We start from the raw sequence: 18,234 nt of genomic DNA, 5'->3' as shown, positions 1-18,234 counted from the left end.
GCCGCGTCCCGGGGACGGTAGCGTCGCCGACGATGTACGCTCCCGCCCGTTCTGTGCCCCGTGCCCGCCGCGCCGCCGTCGCCGCGCCGCACACCGCCCTCGCGCCGCGCCCCGCCCTCCCCGGACCACGTCGTGGCGCCCTCGGGCGGCGCCTGGTCGCGCTCGCCGCGCTCGCCGCCGTCCTGTTCGTCACCGGTTGCGCCGGTGACACCGGTGGGACCGGCGCCGACGCGAGGTGGCAGGCCGGGCAGGGCGGCGGGTCGACCGGCGCGGCCGGACCCGCCACCGGTGACCAGCCAGCGGCGCCGGACGACGCCGGCGAGCCGTCGATCTCGCTGACCGCGACCGGCGACGTGATCATGGGCAACGCCCCGGACCGGCTGCCGCCCAACGGTGGCAAGGGCTTCTTCGACGACGTGAAGTCGGCGCTCAAGGGCGATCTGGTGATGGGCAACCTGGAGGAGCCGCTCACCGACGACACCGGCGCCGGCAAGTGCGGCCCGGAGCCGAAGAACTGCTATCAGTTCCGCGCGCCCCCCGGCTACGCCGCGCACCTGCGCTCGGCCGGGTTCCAGCTGCTCAACCAGGCCAACAACCACGGCTACGACTACGGGCGGCAGGGCTACGAGAACACCCAGTCGGCGCTGGAGGCGCACGGCCTCAAGCACACCGGCGCGCCCGGCGAGATCACCGTGGTGGACGTCAAGGGCATCAAGGTCGCCGTGGTGGGCTTCTCGTCGTACCCCTGGTCCAACAGCCTGGTCGACCTGAACGCCGCCAAGCAGGTGATCGAGATGGCCAAGGAGGCGGCCCAGATCGTCGTGGTGCAGGTGCACATGGGCGCCGAAGGGTCGGACAAGACCCGGGTGAAGCCCGGCACCGAGATGTTCTTCGGCGAGAACCGGGGCGACCCGATCCGCTTCTCCCGCACCGTCATCGACGCCGGGGCCGACCTGGTCATCGGCCACGGCCCGCACGTGCTGCGCGGGATGGAGTTCTACAAGGGGCGGCTGATCGCGTACAGCCTGGGCAACTTCGCCGGCGGCGGGAAGTCGCTGAACAGCACCGGGCGGCTCGGCTGGGGCGGCGTGCTCAAGGTGTCGCTCACCGCCGAGGGGAAGTTCGCCGGCGGCACGTTCACCTCCACCGTGATGAACGGCGTGGGACGCCCGTCGGTCGACCGGCAGAACCGCGGCCTCGGGCTGGTCCGCGAGCTGAACCGGGCCGACTTCCCGGACACCGGCGCGAAGCTCGACGCGACCGGCAGGATCACCGCACCGGCGGGTGGCTGAGCGCACGACCATCGCGCCGCGCGGCCGGAGCGTCGGCCCCGCGACGTAGGCTGGCCCACGTGACCACGCGCTCCCCCGAGACCGACCTCGGTCGTACGCGCCGCGCCCGGCGCATCGGCCGAGTGCTGACCGAGACGCACCCCGACGCGCACTGTGAACTCGACCACTCCAACGCGCTGGAGCTGGCAGTCGCGACCATCCTGTCCGCCCAGTGCACCGACAAGAAGGTCAACGAGGTCACGCCGAAGCTGTTCGCCCGCTACCGCAGCGCCGCCGACTACGCGGGGGCGGACCGCGCCGAGCTGGAGGAGCTGATCCGGCCCACCGGGTTCTACCGCAACAAGACCAGCTCCCTGATCAACCTCGGCCGGGCGCTCTGCGAGCGGTACGACGGCGAGGTGCCCGGCCGGCTCGACGACCTGGTGACCCTGCCCGGGATTGGCCGCAAGACCGCGAACGTCATCCTCGGCAACGCCTTCGACGTCCCCGGCATCACCGTCGACACGCACTTCCAGCGGCTGGTGCAGCGGTGGGCGCTCACCACCGAGACCGACCCGGTGAAGATCGAGCACGCGATCGGCGCGCTCTACCCGAAGCGCGACTGGACGATGCTGTCGCACCGGGTCATCTTCCACGGCCGCCGGGTCTGTCACGCCCGCAAGCCCGCCTGCGGTGCGTGCACGCTGGCGAAGCTCTGCCCCGCGTACGGCACCGGGCCGACCGAGCCGGCCGCCGCGGCCAAGCTGCTCAAGGGCCCCCGGGCCCGTGACCTGGCGGTGGCCGTCGGCCTCGACCCCGACCTCGTGCCGCAGCAGGCCGCGGCGGCGGACGTGCCATGACGCGCCGGCTCGCGTACCTGCTCGTCCCGCTGCTGCTCGCGGCGGCAGGCTGCACCGCCACGGCCGAGGAACCGGAGCGCCCCGCGCAGCCGGCCCGGGCCGAGCGTCCCTCGCCGTTCGCCGACTGCGCCCCGCTGACTGTCGCGCCCACCTCGGCGTCCCCGGCGCCCGCGGGGAAGGCCGGGGATCAACTGCCCGACCTGACGCTCAACTGCTTCACCGGCGGCGCGCCGGTGAAGCTGCGCGACGTCAAGGGCCCGGCGGTGATCAACGTGTGGGCGTCCTGGTGCCCGCCGTGCCGCAAGGAGCTGCCCGCGTTCCAGCGGCTCAGCGAGCGGGCCGACGGCCGGTTCCAGGTGATCGGCGTGAACAGCCGGGACAGCCGCGGCGGCGCGCAGTCGATCGGCGAGGACTACGGCGTCGACTTCCCGATGCTGCTCGACCAGGGCGACGCGTTCCAGCGCGCCCTGGAACGCAACGCGTTCCCGCTCACAGTGCTCGTCGACGCCGACGGGCGGATCCGGCACACCGACGCCACCGGCGCGCTCGACGACGCCCGCCTCGCCGCGCTGCTCCAGCGCCACCTCGGGGTGCGGGTATGACCCGACGGCCGCCGGGGTGGTTCGACCCGCTGCTGGGCCGGCTCGGCACCGCACGGGCGGAGGACTTCACCCGGATCGTCACGCCGGAAAGCGGCGGCCGGGAGAGCGCCGTGCTGGTGCTGCTCGGCGAGGAGCCGGACGCCGGGCCGGACGTGCTGGTCCTCCAGCGCGCCGCGACGCTGCGCAACCACGCCGGTCAGCCGGCGTTTCCCGGCGGCGCCGCCGACCCGGAGGACGCCGACGCCCGCGCCACCGCGCTGCGCGAGGCGAACGAGGAGGTCGGCCTCGACCCCGGCAGCGTCACGGTGCTGGCCGAGCTGCCCCGGCTCTGGATTCCGGTCAGCGACTTCGTGGTCACCCCGGTGCTCGCCTGGTGGCACGACCCGCACCCGGTGCACCCGCGCGAGCCGGCCGAGGTCGCGCACGTGGCCCGGCTCCCGGTCACCGAGCTGGTCGACCCGGCCAACCGGATGCGGGTCCGCCATCCGAGCGGCTGGATCGGCCCGGCGTTCTCCGTGCGCGGCATGCTGGTCTGGGGCTTCACCGCCGGCGTGATCGACCGCTTGCTGGAGATGGGCGGCTGGTCCCGGCCGTGGCCGCGCTCGCGCGTGGTGGAGCTGCCGCCGGTCGGCGCCACGCCCGCGCCGTCGGCGGGCACCGAACCGGCCGACGAGGCCCCCGTGCGTTGATCACCGGTACGCATCCTCGGGTCACGTTCCGCGAGCGCTGAGCCGAGCACGGGCCCGGTGCCCGTACCCTTGGGGCGTGTCCGCCGTGGATCTCGTCCTTCTCCTGCTCATGCTCGTGTTCGCAATCAGCGGATACCGTCAGGGTTTCGTCATCGGGGCCCTGTCGTTCTCCGGCTTCTTCCTGGGCGCGCTGCTCGGCCTCCAGGTCGGGCCGCTGATCGCCCAGCAGTTCACGGCGAGCGGCACACGCGTGCTGGTCTCCCTGGTGGCGATCTTCGGTCTCGCGGTGCTCGGGCAGGCGCTGGCCGGCTGGCTCGGCTCCAACCTGCGGGCGGCCATCACCGGGCCGGCCGGGCGGAAGGTCGACGACGTCGGCGGCGCGTTCATCTCGGTCATCGCGGTCATGCTGGTGGCCTGGCTGGTCGCCGTGCCGCTCGGCTCCTCCTCGGTGCCGTGGCTGGCCTCCTCGGTCCGCAACAGCGCGCTGCTCACCGTCGTCGACCAGGTGCTGCCGGACAAGGCGCAGGACCTGTCCACCGCGTTGCGCGACACCGTCGACACCAACGGCTTCCCGGACGTGTTCGGCGACCTCGCGCCGACCCGGGCCCGGCAGGTCGCCCCGCCCGACCCGGCGCTGGCCAACTCGCAGGTGGTGCAGAACAGCAGGCGGTCGGTGGTGAAGGTGCTGGGCTCCGCGCCGAGCTGCTCGCGCCGCATCGAGGGCTCCGGCTTCGTGTACGCCGACGACCGGGTGATGACGAACGCGCACGTGGTCGCCGGCACCCGTTCGGTGGCTGTGGAGCTGCGCGGCGAGCGCTACGACGGCGAGGTGGTGGTCTACGACCCGGACCGGGACCTCGCCGTGCTCTACGTACCCGGGCTGCCCGGCCCGTCGCTGAAATTCGCCGCTGGCCAGGCCGCCACCGGCGCGGACGCGATCGTGCTCGGATTCCCGCTCGACGGCCCGTACGACGCACGGCCGGCCCGGATCCGGGACGTCGACCGGATCACCGGTCCGGACATCTACTCGGCCGGGGACGTCACCCGGGAGATCTACACGATCCGGGCGCTGGTCCGCAGCGGCAACTCCGGCGGCCCGCTCGTCTCCTCGAACGGGCTGGTGCTCGGCGTGATCTTCGCGGCGGCGGCCGACGACCCGAACACCGGCTTCGCGGTGACCGCGGCCGAGGCGCGACCGGTGGCGCTGGCGGGCGCGGAGCGTACCCGGGGAGTGGCCACCGGCGAGTGCACCTGAGCCGGCCGGCGGCGCTCAGCCGCCCGCCGGTGCTCCCGCCGGTGTCACGTCGTCGCCGGAGCGGGACAGCGGCAGCCGGGCGCGACCCCAGGTGAGCGTGCGGTCGAGCACCGTCCGCGCCATGATCGCCACGCAGGCGCCGCCGTTGAGGAACGAGGCGACCACGTCGCTTGGGTGGTGCATGCCCCGGTACATCCGGGTGAGCGCCACGCCCACCGGCACCAGCACCAGCAGCGCCCACCAGCCCACCTTCGCGGGAGTGCTGCGGGCCCGCAGCGCCAGCAGCACCGCGAGACCGACGTAGAGGGCGGTGGCCGCCGAGGTGTGCCCGGACGGGAAGCTGGACGTCGGCGGGGAGGCGTCCATGTGCTCGACGGCCGGACGGTTCCGGTCGATCACCATCGTGGTGAACAGGAAGATCAGTGCCTGCGCTGTCACCGCCGCGCAGAGGAAGAGCGGCTCCCGCCAGCGGTGCAGCACCAGCCGCAGCACCAGCGCCGCCAGCACGGTGACCATGACGATCATCTGGGTGCTGGCGAGCGTGCTGAAGACGAGCGAGACGTCGTTCCAGCCCGGCGTGCGATCGCCGGCCAGCTCGCGGTTGACCGTGTCCTCCACGGTGAACGGCCAGGTGCGGGCCAGCACCCGGGTCACCAGCAGGCCCAGGCCCACCATCAGCGCGAAGAGCAGGCCCAGCGGCAGCAGGACACGCCGGGTGACTCGGATCACGACATCGGACATGGGCTCGCCTGTACCCCGTGGCGGGTGCGGCTACGCCCGCCCGTCCTCCGGCCGCTGGTCGGCCAGCTCCGGCTCGACGCCCTCGTGGAGCGGACGGGCGGACGGCCGCCCGGATCCGCTGCGCCAGGTGGCGAACGCGGCCGAGGTCGCGGCCACCACCGCGGCGCCGAGCACCCAGCCACCCACCACGTCGCTGGTCCAGTGCACGCCCAGCGCGATCCGGCTGAGCCCGGTCACCACAGTGACCAGCAGCGCGGCGGTCCACAGCAGGATCCGGCCGGGGCGGCTGTCCCGGGCGAACGGCAGGAACACCAGCAACAGCACCCCGGCCGCCAGCGCCGCGTTGAGCGCGTGACCGGACGGGAAGGAGTAACCGGCCGCCCGGGCCACCGGTTCGAGCAGGTCCGGCCGGTCCCGTCCGACCAGGAGCTTGAGCAGCGCGCCGAGCAGCCCACCGGCGATCATGGTGACCACCACCCAGGCCGCGAGCCGGGACGCGCCGCGCCGGAACAGCCACACCGCCACCACCGCGGCGGCCACCCGCAGCGGGCCGGGCCCGAAGACGTGCGTCCAGACCGTCATCACGCCGACCCAGGCGGGATGGTCCTGCGCGTACCCGTGGAACGCGTCGGTGATCGAGGCGTCCAGCCGGAGCAGGGGCGGCCAGGCGCCGAGCACCAGCAGCGCGAGCAGGGCGAACGGGATCAGCACCAGGAACGCGGCGGCGGTGGCCACGGAGAGCCGCAGACCCAGTGAGTGCTCCGGGTCGAGGCGGCGGCCCCGCCACGACCGGCGCCGCGTGGCAGTCGCACCGGTGGTGTCCATGGGCCCTTCCCTACCCAGGGAAGGGCCCGGTCAGACCGCCGTGTTCGTCAGCGACGGACCTGGCGGAACCGGCGCACCATCAGGGCGCTGCCGGTGATCAGCGCGACGAACAGGGCCAGGCCGCTCCAGAGCCGCTCCGGGGCGCCGACGACGGTCTGCCCCGCAGGCAGCGCCGACCAGTCCTCCGGCGCACGCCCCAGCGGGTCGCCGCCGCGGCCCGCCGCCGCGGCCCGGGTGTCCCGCCCCTCGCCCGGAGCCGGCCCGAAGCCCACCACGCCGGGGGAGTCGTTGTCGTCCAGCGGGTTGTGACCCACCGACGGCACGTCGGCGGTGAGCGCCGCCACCGGGTCCACCAGGCCGTAGCCGAACCGGTCGTCGCGCCCGGTCGGGCCGAGGTCCCGGGCCGTGCTGATCAGCCGGTTGACGACGTCCCCGGCGGACATCTTCGGGTACCTCGACCGGACCAGGGCGGCAGTCGCGGCCACGAGCGGCGCGGCGAAGCTCGTCCCCTGCACCCGCCAGTAGCCCCCCTCCGGCCGCGCGCCGTAGAGCGCGGTGGCAGGTGCGCTGAGGACCGTCTCGTGGCCGGTGATCGAGCCGGACCAGAGGTTCTCGCCGGAGCGTTCCAGGCCGGCGACGGCCAGCACGCCGGGCTCCCGGGCCGGGTACCAGACCTTGGTGGTCGTCGAGGTGGCCAGGTTGCCGGTGCAGGCGACCACCACCACGTCCCGGGCGAAGGCGTAGTCGAGCGCCGCGGCCAGGGCCGCGCTGTCGCTGCTGCCACCGAGCGACAGGTTGACCACCTGGGCGCCGTTGTCCACCGCCCAGCGCACCGCCTTGGCGATGATGAGCGCGTCGTCGTAGCGGTTCTCGGCGTCGAGCACCCGGACCGGGAGGATCTTGGCGTCCGGCGCCAGCCCCACCACGCCCCGGTCGTCGTCGGCCCGCCCCGCGATCAGTCCGGCCACAGTGGTGCCGTGCCCCACCGGATCGGGCCCGTCCGAACCGTCCGGCGCCACCAGGTCGAGACCGGGTAGCACCTGACCGGCCAGGTCGGGATGCGACGCGTCCACACCGGAATCGATCACCGCGACCACGACGCCACGCCCGGTCGAGGTGCGCCAGGCGGTCTTCGCCCGCAGCTTCTCCAACTGCCACTGCTCGTCGCGGACGTGGTCGCCGCGGAGCGCCCGGTCGGGAGCCGCCCGCTGCTGCTGCGCGGCGACCGGGACGGACGGCGCGGCCTGGGCCGGCAGCGTCAGCGGGCCGGCGACGACGACCAGCGCCGACGCGACCGCGAGCAACGCGCGTCGGGCGAGACGGGGCGGCCCACCGGGCAGGCCCTGCCGATCCCCTGTCACATTCCCCAGCCGTTCCGTCGCGTCAGACACATGCTGCTCGGAGATTACCGGTTGTCCCGGCCGTCACGGGTCAACTCCGCGCCTCGGATCACCCGGGCGGGAGATGCGCCAACTGCACCAGGCGCACCCCCTCACGACGGGTGACCAGACGGGCCCGGCCCGGCGGCAGCGGACCGGCCTTGACCTGACCGACGAGCGCGCCCTCCTCCGGGCCGCCCGACATCACCAGTCCGGCCGTGGACAACTCCCGCAACCGCTGCACGATCGGCTCGTACGCGGTCCGTCCCGCCCCGCCGGTCCGCCGTGCCAGCACCAGATGCAGCCCGACGTCCCGGGCGTGCGGCAGATGCTCCTCCAGCGCGCGCAGCGGGTTGGTCGGCCCACCGGCCACCAGGTCGTAGTCGTCCACCAGCACGAACAGCTCCGGCCCTTTCCACCACGACCGGCTGCGCAACTGGGCCGGGGTCACCTCCGGCCCGGGCTGCCGCCCCTGGAGGTAGCTGGCGGCCGACTCGATCAGCTCGGTGGTGTGCGGCGCCGCCGTGCCGTACCCGATCAGGTGTGGAGTGTCGATCACGCCCATCAGGCTGCGCCGGTAGTCCACGAGCATCACCCGGGCCTGCTCCGGGGTGAACCGGTTGACGATCGACGTGGCGAGCGCGCGCAGGAACGACGACTTGCCGCACTCGGCGTCGCCGAAGACCACGAAGTTCGGCTCGGTGGCGAAGTCCAGCACCACCGGGGCGAGGTCCGCCTCCGCGATGCCGATCGGGAACGCCAGCCCGGTCGTCGCGCTCTGGTCCAGCTCGGCGTACGGCAGCACCGGCGGCAGCAGCCGTACCCGGGGCGCCACCGGACCGGTCCACGCCCCGGCGACCGCCTTCACCAGATCGGCGGTCTCGCCGCCGAGCGCGTCCACCCGGGGTACGGCGGTGAGGAAGTGCAACCCGCCGGCGGTGATGCCCCGCCCCGGCCGCTCCTCCGGCACCGTCGCCGCCAGCGCGCGCTTGGCCACCACCGAGTCGGCCGGGTCACCCAGGCGCAACTCCAGCCGGGAGCCGAACAGGTCGCGGATCGCCGGGCGGAAGTCCGACCAGCGCAGCGCGCTCGCCACCACGTGCACCCCGTACGCCAGGCCCCGGGTGGCGAGTTCGGTGACGAGCGGTTCCAGATCCTCGTACTCACCTCGCAACGTGTTCCAGCCGTCCACGACCAGGAACACGTCGCCGAAGGCGTCGGTGGCGCCCGCCGCCCGGCGCCGTCGCCACGCGGCCATCGACTCCACGCCCGCCTCGGCGAAGCGCCGCTCCCGCTCGGCGAGCAGGCCGGCGACCTCGCCGACGGTACGGCGCACGGAGGTGCCGTCGGAGCGCCCGCTGACGCCACCCACGTGGGGCAGGTCGCGCAGCGCGCCGAGCGTCCCGCTGCCGAAGTCGAGGCAGTAGACCTGCACCTCGGCCGGGGTGTGGGTGAGCGCGAGCGCGCAGACCAGGGTGCGCAGCAGGCCGGACCGGCCGCTGCGGGTGGTACCGACGACCGCGACGTGCCCGGCCGCGCCGTCCAGGGCCAGCCAGAGCAGGTCGCGCCGCTGCTCGAACGGCTTGTCCACCACCGCCACCGGCACCTGGAGCGCCCCGTGCAGCTCCGGGTTGGCGACGGTGAGCCCGCGTACCGGGTCGACGCCGACCGGACCGAGCAGCTCGTCCAGGGCGGGCGAGGAGTCCAGCGGGGGCAGCCACACCTGGTGCGCCGGTGGGCCCTGCCCGGCCAGCCGGTCCACCAGCAGGTCGAGCAGCGTCTCGCCGCTGTCGTCCTTGGCGGGGAGCGCGGCGGGCGTGGCCGGCTCGGGCACCGGCACCAGATGGGTGGAGAAGGCGAGCACCCGTGCCTCACCGGCGCCGGCCGCGCCCGCCGGCCCGCCGCGGCGGCGGACCGCGCCGGATACGTACGCGGCCTTGAACCGCACCAGCGGGTCGGTGCCGGAACGCAGGTAACCGTGCCCCGGGCTGCGCGGCAGTTCGTGCGCGTCCGGCACGCCGAGCACCGTCCGGGACTCCAGCGCCGAGAACGTGCGCAACCCGATCCGGTACGACAGGTGCGTGTCCAGCCCGCGCAACCGCCCCTCCTCCAGCCGCTGGCTGGCCAGCAGCAGGTGCACCCCGAGCGAGCGGCCCAGGCGGCCGATCTGCACGAACAGGTCGATGAAGTCGGGCTTGGCCGACAGCAGCTCGGAGAACTCGTCGCAGATCAGCAACAGCGACGGCAGCGGGGCCAGCGGCGAGCCGGCCGCCCGGGCGCGCTCGTAGTCGCGCACGCTCGCGAAGTTGCCCGCCCGGCGCAGCAACTCCTGCCGGCGCATCAGCTCACCGTTTATCGCGTCCACCATCCGGTCCACCAGCGGTAGCGCGTCGGCCAGGTTGGTGATCACCGCGGCGGTGTGCGGCAGCCGCTCGAACGGCGCGAACGTGGCGCCGCCCTTGAAGTCGACGAGCACGAAGTTGAGCTGCTCCGAGCTGTGCGTGGCGGCCAGGCCGAGCACGAGCGTGCGCAGCAGCTCCGACTTGCCCGAGCCGGTCGCGCCGATCAGCAGGCCGTGCGGGCCCATGCCGTCCTGCGCCGACTCCTTCAGGTCGAGGTCGATCGCGCCACCGTCGGCGCCCACCCCGATCGGCACCCGCAGCCGGTCCCGCGCCGCCCGGGGCGCCCAGCCCTGCTCGGCGGTGAAGCCGTCCGGGTCGCCGAGCCCGAGCAGCTCCGGCAACCCGGGTTCGGCGCCGGGCGGCGCGTCCGGCCCGCGTACCGGGCCGGCGAGCCGCAGCGGCGCGAGCCGCCGGGCGACCGCCTCGGCGTCGGCGGCCGGCAGCGCGTCGGCGGCGCCCACCTCGGCGTGCCCCTCGGCGGAATGCGAGTGCAGCCGGCCGTCGACCAGGTCGAGCAGGAGCGCGTACCGGTCGAGCAGCCGGGGCGGCGGGGTGTCCAGGTCGAGCACGGTGACCGCGTCGATGCCGCCGTCGCCGGCCAGGTCGGTGGCCCCGGTCAGGTCGCCGCCGTCGAGCACCACCACGACGTGCGGCCCGTCCGTGGCCACGCCGTGCGGACTGAACCGCGACCGGGCGCCGAGCACGTCGTGGAGCAGCCGTTCCAGGTCGGCGGCGGAGCTGGTGACCAGCCGCACCGGCCCGAGCGCGTCGGTGCGGCTCGGGTGGTGGACGTGCGGCAGCCACTTGACCCACTCCCAGGCGGCCCGGCGTTCCGGCCCGGAGCAGACCGCGATCAGCAGCTCGTCCGGGGCGTGGAAGACGGCGAGCTGGGTGAGCACCGCGCGGGCCAGCGCCTGCGCGGCGGGCGACCCGGCGCCGCGTACCGGGCCCGCCGGGCCGCGCACGAAGACCCGGGCGAAACTGCGCAGCGACAGCGCCACCGGCAGGTCCGGCACCACCGAGTACGCGTCCAGGAAGCGCCGCAGCGCCCCGGCCGTCATCGGCTCCAGCTCCTCCAGCGGGCGGGTGACCGGCGGCACCAGCGGGGTGGCCAGCGTCTGCGGCCCGACACCGACCCGGACCACGGCGAAGTCCGCGTCGCCCGGCCGCCGCTCCCAGACCCGGTGGCTGTCGACTGTCGACCAGAGCCGGCCCGGGTCGGGGTGTCGGTAGGACAGCCCGGCCCGCTGCGCGCCGGCGGTCTCCCGCACCCGGCGGCGCAGCGTGGCCAGGTGCCGCAGGTACTCCCGGCGGGCGGCCATCAGCTCGGACTTCTTCGGCCCGGCACTGCCCCAGGTGGTCACCAGCATCGCCAGCGAGGAGAGGCCGAACATGCCGCCCACCACGTACGAGTAGGCCCCGCCGCCCCGGCCGAACATCATCGCCATGGCCACCGTCCCGCCGAGCATCGGCAGCACCATCAGCGCCTGCTGCCAGCGCCCGCCGGTCGCCACCGGGATCTCCGGCGGCGCCTCGACCGGCAGCTCGCCGACCGGGATCTCCGGCGCCGGGCGGCGTGGCGGCCGCTTGATGACGACAGTGGACACTCACCCTCCCCCAAGTGGCTCTGGGTAACCCGAGCCTGGCTCATCGTAGGTAAAGTCCTCTCGTCCGTCAGCCCACTGCTGCCGATCGATATGGAGATGCCTCGATGACAAGCGGGCTCGCCCGGGTCACCATCAGCGCGCCCCGGCGGCGGGTCGACGTGGCCCTGCCGGAGCAGGTCCCCCTGGCCGAGCTGCTGCCCGAGGTGCTCCGGCACGCCGGGGAAGGGCTGGCCGACGACGGTGAACGGCACGGCGGGTGGGTGCTGCGCCGTACCGACGGCGGGGTGCTCGCCACCGCGCAGGCGCTGCTGCCGCAGGGCGTCCGCGACGGCGAGGTGCTGCACCTCGTGCCGGCCCGTGCCGAGTGGCCCGAGCTGGAGTACGACGACGTGGTCGAGGCGATCGTCGACGGGGCCCGGCGCCGGGGCGCCGCCTGGTCGGCCCGCGCCACCCGGGCCGCCGCGCTGGGCGGCGCCGCCGTACCCCTGGCGGTCGGGCTGGTCGCCGTGGTCGCGGCCGGTCCGGGCGAACGCGGCTGGCCGGTCGCCGCCGCGGTCGCCCTGATCCTGGTGCTCACCGCCACCGCTGCCTCCCGGGCGTACGGGGACGGTGCCGTCGGCGCCACCCTCGGCGGGTACGCGCTGCCCTGGGCGGCGACGGCCGGCGCGCTCGCCGTCGCCTCCGGCGATCCGGTCGGCCCGATTCCCGGCCTGCGCTGGGTGGGCGCACCGGAACTGCTGGTCGGCTCGGTGGCGCTGCTGCTGGTGGCGGTGCTCGGGCTGCTCGGCGTGGCCAGCCGGTCCCGGGTCTTCGTGGCCGGGGTGACGGTGGGCGTGGCCGGTGTGGTGTCCGCGCTCGGCGGGCTGCTGCTCGACCCGGCCGGCGCCGCCGCAGTCCTGCTCGCCGTGCTGGTGTTCGCGCTCGGCGGGCTGCCGCTGCTGGCGATCCGGGTCGGCAAGCTGCCGCTGCCGCCGCTCACCCTGCCCAGCCCGGCCGGCACCCGGGACCTGCCGGACCGGGGCCGGGTGCACGCGGCGGTGGCGCGCGCCGAGGAGGTGCTGACCGGGATGCTGCTCGGCCACGCGCTGCTCGCGGTCGGCGCGGTCGCGGTGCTCGTCGCCACCGGCCGGACCGCCGGGTTGCTGCTGGCCGCCGTCGCCGCCGGGGTGCTGCTGCTGCGCTCCCGGCTGTTCGTGGCCGTACGCCACCGGGTGCCCGCCGTCGTCGCCGGGCTCGCCGGGTACGCCCTGCTCGGCGCGGTGCTGGCCGAACGCGCCGGTCCGGCCGGCCGGTTCGCGCTGGCCGTGGGCGGGCTGGCGCTGGCCCTGGCGGCGGTCACCGCGGGCGCCACGTACGCCCGGCGACCGGTCTCCCCGTACCTCGGCCGGCTGGCCGACCTGACCGACACCACGCTGGTGGTCGCGGTCGTGCCGGTGGCCTGCGCGGTGCTGGGCCTCTACGACCGGGCCCGCGACCTGCTCGCCTGAGACGCGCGAAGGCCCGGGTCGCGAAGCGCGACCCGGGCCTCCGGCGAAAGCGTGGGCGTCAGTGCAGCGTCTCGCCGCGCTCCTCGGCCTCCTTGGCCCGCCGGTACGAGGCGGCGATCTCCGCCTCGGCCTCGACGCGGCCGACCCAGGTCGCGCCCTCGACCGACTTGCCCGGCTCCAGGTCCTTGTAGACCTCGAAGAAGTGCTGGATCTCCAGCCGGTCGAACTCGCCCAGGTGGTGGATGTCGCGCAGGTGCTCCTGGCGCGGGTCCTCGTAGGGCACGCAGAGGACCTTGTCGTCGCCGCCCTTCTCGTCCGTCATCCGGAACATGCCGATGGTGCGGCAGCGGATCAGGCAGCCGGGGAAGGTCGGCTCGGGCACCAGCACCAGCGCGTCCAGCGGGTCGCCGTCCTCGCCGAGGGTGCCCTCGATGAAGCCGTAGTCAGCCGGGTACTGCGTGGAGGTGAAGAGGGTACGGTCCAGCCGGATGCGGCCGGTCGCGTGGTCTACCTCGTACTTGTTGCGGTGACCCTTGGGGATCTCAACCGTGACGTCGAAATCCATCTTCCACGCTCCCTCGTTTGCCCACGCTGGCTAACGGAAACCAGCGGCTCACCCCCGGCGCGGGGGGAACGCCCCCCGCCGGCCTCGGCCGCCGCATAGTGTTCGGACCGAAGTAGTGTCGCCCAAGGCGATTTCGAGCGGGGAGGAGGGGGCCGTGGGGAGGGAAGATTCACACTACCGCCCCGAGAGGGTTGACGGGTCCGCTTCCGGGGGTTCCGGTTCCGGTGGCGCCACCGGCCGGGTGTCCGTCCCGGGTGCGAACGTCCCCCACCGTCCGGCTCCGGCCACCGGCTCCGCTTCCGTCGGCCGCCCGCACGACGGGCCCGGCCAGGCTCGTTTCGGCCAACCGCAGGACGGCGCCCGCTTCGGGCAGCCGCACGACGGCCCCGGCGGCGCGACCGGATCGGCCCGCGTCGGCCCGGCGCACGATCCCGCGACCGGGTCGGCCCGTGTCGGCCCGGCGCATGATCCCACGGCGCCGGTGAGCTGGCCCGGTGCGCCGGGTCCGATCCCGGTGAGCCCGCCGGTCCCGCCGGCCGGCGCCGCGCCGCCCCCGCCCTCCCCGCCCCCGGCCTCACCGCGCCGCCGCTTCCGGCTGGTCGCGGCGCTCGCGTGCGTGCTGGTGCTGGTCCTGGCGGTCGCCGGGCTGGCCGTGTTCCGGCCCGGTCCGGTCGCGGGCTGGCTGGGCGACGACGACGCTTCGGGTACGGCGGTCGCCGCACCGCCCGAACCGACCCCGCCGGCCGTGCTGGCCGGGCCGGACGGCAACGCCCCGCTGCCCACCGAGGCCGGAATCCGCGCCGCCCTGGACCCGCTGGTACGCGCCGCCGCGCTCGGCGACCGGGTCCACCTGTCGGTGGCCGACGTGAGCACCGGCCAGGCGCTCTACGGCAGCGGCCAGGACACCCCCACGGTGCCCGCCTCGGTGACCAAGCTGGCGACCGGCGTGGCGGTGCTCGCGGCGCGCGGCCCGGCCTACCGGATTCCGACGAAGGCGGTGGCCGGCGCGAACCCGGGCGAGGTGGTCCTGGTCGGCGGCGGTGACCCCACGCTCGCCGTGGACAAGGACGGCTTCTACCCGGGCGCGGCCCGGCTGGACGACCTCGCCGCCCAGGTGCGCAACGCGCTCGGCGGCACCGCGCCGACCGAGGTGATCGTCGACTCGTCGCTGTTCACCGGCCCGGTCTTCGAGCCCGGCTGGGACTCGGACATCCCGACCGGCGGGTTCGGCGCGGCGATCACCGCGCTGATGACCGACGGCGCCCGGAAGAACCCGGCAGAGGCGCGACGCACCGCCGAGCAGACCAACCACGCCGCCGAACGGGTGCCCCAGCCCGACCTGACCGCCGGGCGGCAGTTCGCCAAGCTGCTCGGGCTCACCGGCGGCGCGGCCCAGGTGACCCGGGGCACGGCACCGGCCGCGTCCGGCGCCACCGGTACGGCCCCCGGCGCCGAACTGGGCACCGTCGAGTCGCTGCCGATGATCCGGCTGGTCGACATCATGATCAGCGACAGCGACAACGTGATCGCCGAGGCGATGGCCCGCCAGGTGGCGCTCGCCAAGGGCAAGCCCGGCTCGTTCGCCGGCGGCGCGGCGGCCACCGGCCAGGTGCTCGGCGAACTGGGCCTGCCGGCCGGCGAGATCAGCCTGGCCGACGGCAGCGGCCTGTCCCGCACCAACCGGATCAGCCCTTCGCTGCTCACCGACCTGATCACGCTCGCCGGCAACGGCAGTCACCCCGAACTCGCCGCGATCTTCGGCGGCCTGCCGGTCGGCGGCTGGTCCGGCACGCTCGACGAGCGCTACCGGGCGGCGGCGACAAGCGCCGGCGCGGGCGTGGTGCGCGCCAAGACCGGCACGCTCAGCGGGGTCAACGCCATCGCCGGCACGGTCACCACCGCCGACGGCCGGCTGCTCACGTTCGCCGTGCTCACCGACCGGACGCAGGGCTCGCTGGACGAGACCCGGGCGGCCCTGGACCGGATCACCTCCGCGCTGGCCGGGTGCGGCTGCCGCTGACCGACGGGCGTCGATCGGCGGGCGCGAGCCCGGGTAGGGGTGTTCCGGCGCGGGTACGGTGGGTTCATGGCGCAGTTCGTGGACTGGGATCTGGCCGCCGCGACAGCGGGGGCGCTGAGCAAGTCGGGCCCTCGGGTGTCGTACGCCGAGGCCACCGACGTCGTCGGCGACCTGCGTCGGCTGACCGACGAGGCGGCCGGGCACGTCGCCGACTACACCGGCCTGCGCGCGCAGGTCGCCCACCCGCCGGTACGCGTGGTCGACCGCCGGGACTGGGCCGCGGCGAACATCGCCGGGCTGCGTGAGGTGGTGTCCCCGCTCGTCGAGCGCCTCTCCGGCGACAAGCGACCGGGCGCGCTCACCGAGGCGATCGGCTCCCGCGTGACGGGTGTGCAGGCCGGGACCGTGCTGGCGTACCTGAGCGGCCGCGTGCTCGGCCAGTACGAGGTCTTCGCCGGTGACCCCGGTCAGCTGCTGCTGGTGGCCCCGAACATCCTCGAGGTCGAGCGGAAGCTCGGCGCGAACTCGCGCGACTTCCGGCTCTGGGTGTGCCTGCACGAGGTCACCCACCGCACCCAGTTCACGGCCGTGCCGTGGATGCGCGCGTACTTCCTCGGCGAGGTGCAGGCGTTCGTGGACGCCTCCCAGGGCGGCGAGCACCTGCTGGAGCGACTGCGCCGCGGCGTGGCGACGCTCTCCGACGCGATCAAGGACCCGGAGAGCCGGGCCAGCGTGCTGGACATCGTGCAGACCCCGGCGCAGCGCGCCGTGCTGGACCGGCTGACCGCGCTGATGACGCTGCTGGAGGGGCACGCCGAGTTCGTGATGGACGGCGTGGGCCCGCAGGTCATCCCCAGCGTCGAGTCGATCCGGGCGGCGTTCAACCGCCGCCGCGAGTCCGGCAACCCGCTGGAGAAGGCGATCCGGCGGCTGCTCGGCATCGAGGTCAAGATGCGCCAGTACGCGGAGGGCCGCAAGTTCGTGCACGGCGTGGTGGACCGGGTCGGCATGGCCGGCTTCAACAAGATCTTCTCGTCTCCGCTGACGCTGCCCCGCCTGGACGAACTGGGCGACCCGGACGCCTGGGTGAACCGCGTACACGGGCCCGCCGGTGCCACCCCGCCCGTCGGCTGACCCGCCCGGCCCGGCTGGTCCGCTGGGCTCGGCTGATCCGGTCTGCTCGGTGGATCGCCCTGGCCGGGCCGACTCCGGCGCTCGATCGCGCCGTTCTCCGTCGCCCGCTCCCGCCGTCGCCGCCGTGCGGCTCGCCGTGCGCCGGATGCTGACCGGCCTGCCCGGCACCGGCCCGGTGCTGGTCGCCTGCTCCGGTGGCGCGGACTCGCTCGCGCTCGCCGCCGCCACCGCGTTCGTGGCTCCCCGCCTCGGCCGCCCGGCGGGCCTGGTGACAGTCGACCACGGCCTGCAACCCGGGTCCGCCGAGCAGGCCGAGGCGGTCGCCGAGTGGGCCCGTGCCGCAGGGCTCGACCCGGTCGAGGTGCTTCCGGTACGCGTGGACGGCCGGCCCGGCGGCCCCGAGTCCGCCGCCCGCGAGGCCCGGTACGAGGCGCTGGTCGCGGCCGCCCGCCGGCACCACGCGGCCGGGGTGCTGCTCGGGCACACACGCGACGACCAGGCCGAGACTGTCCTGCTGGCGCTGGCCCGGGGCGCCGGACCGCGAGGGCTGTCCGGCATGCCGCAGCGGCGCGACGTCGACGGGGTACCCCTGTTGCGCCCGCTGCTCGACCTCGCGCGTGCCGACACCCGGGCCGCCTGCGCCGCGCTCGGGCTCGACCCGTGGGCGGACCCGCACAACGTCGATCCCGCGTACGCCCGGGCCCGGGTCCGAGCCGACGCGCTGCCGGCACTCGTCGACGCGCTCGGACCGGGGGTGGTGGCGAACCTGGCCCGTACCGCCGGACTGCTCGCGGCCGACAACGCCGCGCTCGACGCGATCGCCGACACCGCGCTCGCCGACGTCCGGACCGAGGGTGGTGGGCTGTCCGTGCCCGGGCTCGCCGAGTTGCCGGCTGCCGTGCGTACCCGGGTGTTGCACGCCTGGGCCCGCGAGCTGGGCGCGGCGCCGGCCGCGCTGTCCCACACTCACGTGGCAGCGCTGGACGCCCTGGTCACGGCCTGGCGGGGGCAGGGCCCGGTGTACCTCCCCGGCGGCCACCAGGTACGCCGCCAGGCCGGTCACCTCCTGCCCTGACCGGTGATCCAGCCGGCTGCCCCCTGACCGGTGAGCCAACTGATTCGCGCCGCCACTTCGGGGAGGTGGCGGCATCACCCACGCCCTGATGCCGCCACTCCGGCGACCTGGCGCCCCGCGGCGTTCGCTCCTCCCGCCTCGCCCTTCCTGGCCCCGTCCCGCCTCACCTCGCCCGGCTTCGCCCCGCCCCGCCTCACCTGGCGGTGATCAAGGGCTTTGTGTCCACTTCACGCCTCTGGCAGCCCGCAAACTCCTTGATCACGGTTGCGGGGCGGGGAGAGGACCCACCGGGGTGGTGATCATGAGGTTGGCGGGGAGGAAA

The 18,234-nt window shown here is 75.1% G+C and carries 14 protein-coding genes; 9 read left to right on the top strand and 5 right to left on the bottom strand.

The window, feature by feature from the left end:
- Positions 1-152 precede the first annotated feature (152 nt).
- The 5 genes from AMK25_RS16665 (at position 153) to AMK25_RS16645 (ending at position 4,677) form a co-directional block, all read left to right on the top strand.
- The gene (locus AMK25_RS16665; RefSeq protein WP_073829370.1) at positions 153-1,292 is read left to right on the top strand and encodes a CapA family protein; all 1,140 of its coding nucleotides are present in this window, start codon (positions 153-155) and stop codon (positions 1,290-1,292) included.
- A 59-nt stretch (positions 1,293-1,351) separates the two neighbouring features.
- Positions 1,352-2,131 carry an endonuclease III gene (nth, locus tag AMK25_RS16660; protein ID WP_073829244.1) on the top strand — a complete coding sequence of 260 codons (780 nt, stop codon included), beginning with the start codon at positions 1,352-1,354 and terminating at the stop codon, positions 2,129-2,131.
- A complete protein-coding gene (locus AMK25_RS16655) occupies positions 2,128-2,733 on the top strand; it encodes a TlpA family protein disulfide reductase (protein WP_073829243.1) in 606 nt (201 codons plus the stop codon). Before nth ends, AMK25_RS16655 begins: the two co-directional genes overlap by 4 nt.
- Complete coding sequence (locus tag AMK25_RS16650; RefSeq protein WP_073829242.1) at positions 2,730-3,422, top strand: NUDIX hydrolase; 693 nt, start codon at positions 2,730-2,732, stop codon at positions 3,420-3,422. The genes AMK25_RS16655 and AMK25_RS16650 overlap by 4 nt, the downstream gene beginning before the upstream one ends.
- Before the next feature lie 76 nt (positions 3,423-3,498).
- Complete coding sequence (locus tag AMK25_RS16645; protein ID WP_073829241.1) at positions 3,499-4,677, top strand: MarP family serine protease; 1,179 nt, start codon at positions 3,499-3,501, stop codon at positions 4,675-4,677.
- Between the two features lie 15 nt (positions 4,678-4,692).
- Here AMK25_RS16645 and AMK25_RS16640 read toward each other — a convergent pair whose 3' ends face one another.
- From AMK25_RS16640 to eccCa, 4 genes are all read right to left on the bottom strand, one after another.
- Complete coding sequence (locus tag AMK25_RS16640) at positions 4,693-5,418, bottom strand: phosphatase PAP2 family protein (protein ID WP_073829240.1); 726 nt, start codon at positions 5,416-5,418, stop codon at positions 4,693-4,695.
- A 30-nt stretch (positions 5,419-5,448) separates the two neighbouring features.
- Positions 5,449-6,243: a phosphatase PAP2 family protein gene (locus tag AMK25_RS16635; protein ID WP_073829239.1), complete on the bottom strand. Its 795-nt coding sequence runs from the start codon at positions 6,241-6,243 to the stop codon at positions 5,449-5,451.
- A 47-nt stretch (positions 6,244-6,290) separates the two neighbouring features.
- Positions 6,291-7,583, bottom strand: a complete 1,293-nt coding sequence (gene mycP, locus AMK25_RS16630) for a type VII secretion-associated serine protease mycosin (protein WP_083664749.1) — start codon at positions 7,581-7,583, stop codon at positions 6,291-6,293.
- 109 nt (positions 7,584-7,692) lie between these two features.
- On the bottom strand, positions 7,693-11,631 hold the full coding sequence (eccCa, locus tag AMK25_RS16625; RefSeq protein ID WP_073829237.1) for a type VII secretion protein EccCa: 3,939 nt from the start codon (positions 11,629-11,631) through the stop codon (positions 7,693-7,695).
- A gap of 104 nt (positions 11,632-11,735) precedes the next feature.
- Here eccCa and eccD point away from each other — a divergent pair, with 104 nt between their 5' ends.
- Complete coding sequence (eccD, locus tag AMK25_RS16620; protein ID WP_073829236.1) at positions 11,736-13,118, top strand: type VII secretion integral membrane protein EccD; 1,383 nt, start codon at positions 11,736-11,738, stop codon at positions 13,116-13,118.
- Positions 13,119-13,176: 58 nt separating this feature from the next.
- Here the strand turns inward: eccD and AMK25_RS16615 are convergent, their stop codons facing one another.
- A complete protein-coding gene (locus AMK25_RS16615) occupies positions 13,177-13,683 on the bottom strand; it encodes an inorganic diphosphatase (RefSeq protein WP_013288994.1) in 507 nt (168 codons plus the stop codon).
- A 154-nt stretch (positions 13,684-13,837) separates the two neighbouring features.
- Here AMK25_RS16615 and dacB point away from each other — a divergent pair, with 154 nt between their 5' ends.
- The 3 genes from dacB (at position 13,838) to tilS (ending at position 17,912) form a co-directional block, all read left to right on the top strand.
- Positions 13,838-15,703: a D-alanyl-D-alanine carboxypeptidase/D-alanyl-D-alanine endopeptidase gene (gene dacB, locus AMK25_RS16610; protein ID WP_073829235.1), complete on the top strand. Its 1,866-nt coding sequence runs from the start codon at positions 13,838-13,840 to the stop codon at positions 15,701-15,703.
- Between the two features lie 66 nt (positions 15,704-15,769).
- Positions 15,770-16,837, top strand: coding sequence for a zinc-dependent metalloprotease (locus tag AMK25_RS16605; RefSeq protein ID WP_073829368.1), 1,068 nt, complete (start codon positions 15,770-15,772; stop codon positions 16,835-16,837).
- A 145-nt stretch (positions 16,838-16,982) separates the two neighbouring features.
- Positions 16,983-17,912, top strand: coding sequence for a tRNA lysidine(34) synthetase TilS (gene tilS, locus AMK25_RS16600; protein WP_073829369.1), 930 nt, complete (start codon positions 16,983-16,985; stop codon positions 17,910-17,912).
- Positions 17,913-18,234: the final 322 nt, after the last annotated feature.

This window comes from Micromonospora sp. TSRI0369 (assembly GCF_001905625.1).
GTDB lineage: Bacteria > Actinomycetota > Actinomycetes > Mycobacteriales > Micromonosporaceae > Micromonospora > Micromonospora echinospora_A.
This window is presented reverse-complemented; position numbering and strand designations above follow the sequence as displayed.

Bases quoted from the DNA above. Each gene is read 5' to 3' on its own strand.
- AMK25_RS16655 (WP_073829243.1), top strand. From the start codon at position 2,128: ATGACGCGCCGGCTCGCGTACCTGCTCGTCCCGCTGCTGCTCGCGGCG.
- AMK25_RS16650 (WP_073829242.1), top strand. From the start codon at position 2,730: ATGACCCGACGGCCGCCGGGGTGGTTCGACCCGCTGCTGGGCCGGCTC.
- AMK25_RS16640 (WP_073829240.1), bottom strand. From the start codon at position 5,418: ATGTCCGATGTCGTGATCCGAGTCACCCGGCGTGTCCTGCTGCCGCTG.
- AMK25_RS16635 (WP_073829239.1), bottom strand. From the start codon at position 6,243: ATGGACACCACCGGTGCGACTGCCACGCGGCGCCGGTCGTGGCGGGGC.
- eccD (WP_073829236.1), top strand. From the start codon at position 11,736: ATGACAAGCGGGCTCGCCCGGGTCACCATCAGCGCGCCCCGGCGGCGG.
- AMK25_RS16615 (WP_013288994.1), bottom strand. From the start codon at position 13,683: ATGGATTTCGACGTCACGGTTGAGATCCCCAAGGGTCACCGCAACAAG.
- AMK25_RS16605 (WP_073829368.1), top strand. From the start codon at position 15,770: ATGGCGCAGTTCGTGGACTGGGATCTGGCCGCCGCGACAGCGGGGGCG.
- tilS (WP_073829369.1), top strand. From the start codon at position 16,983: ATGCTGACCGGCCTGCCCGGCACCGGCCCGGTGCTGGTCGCCTGCTCC.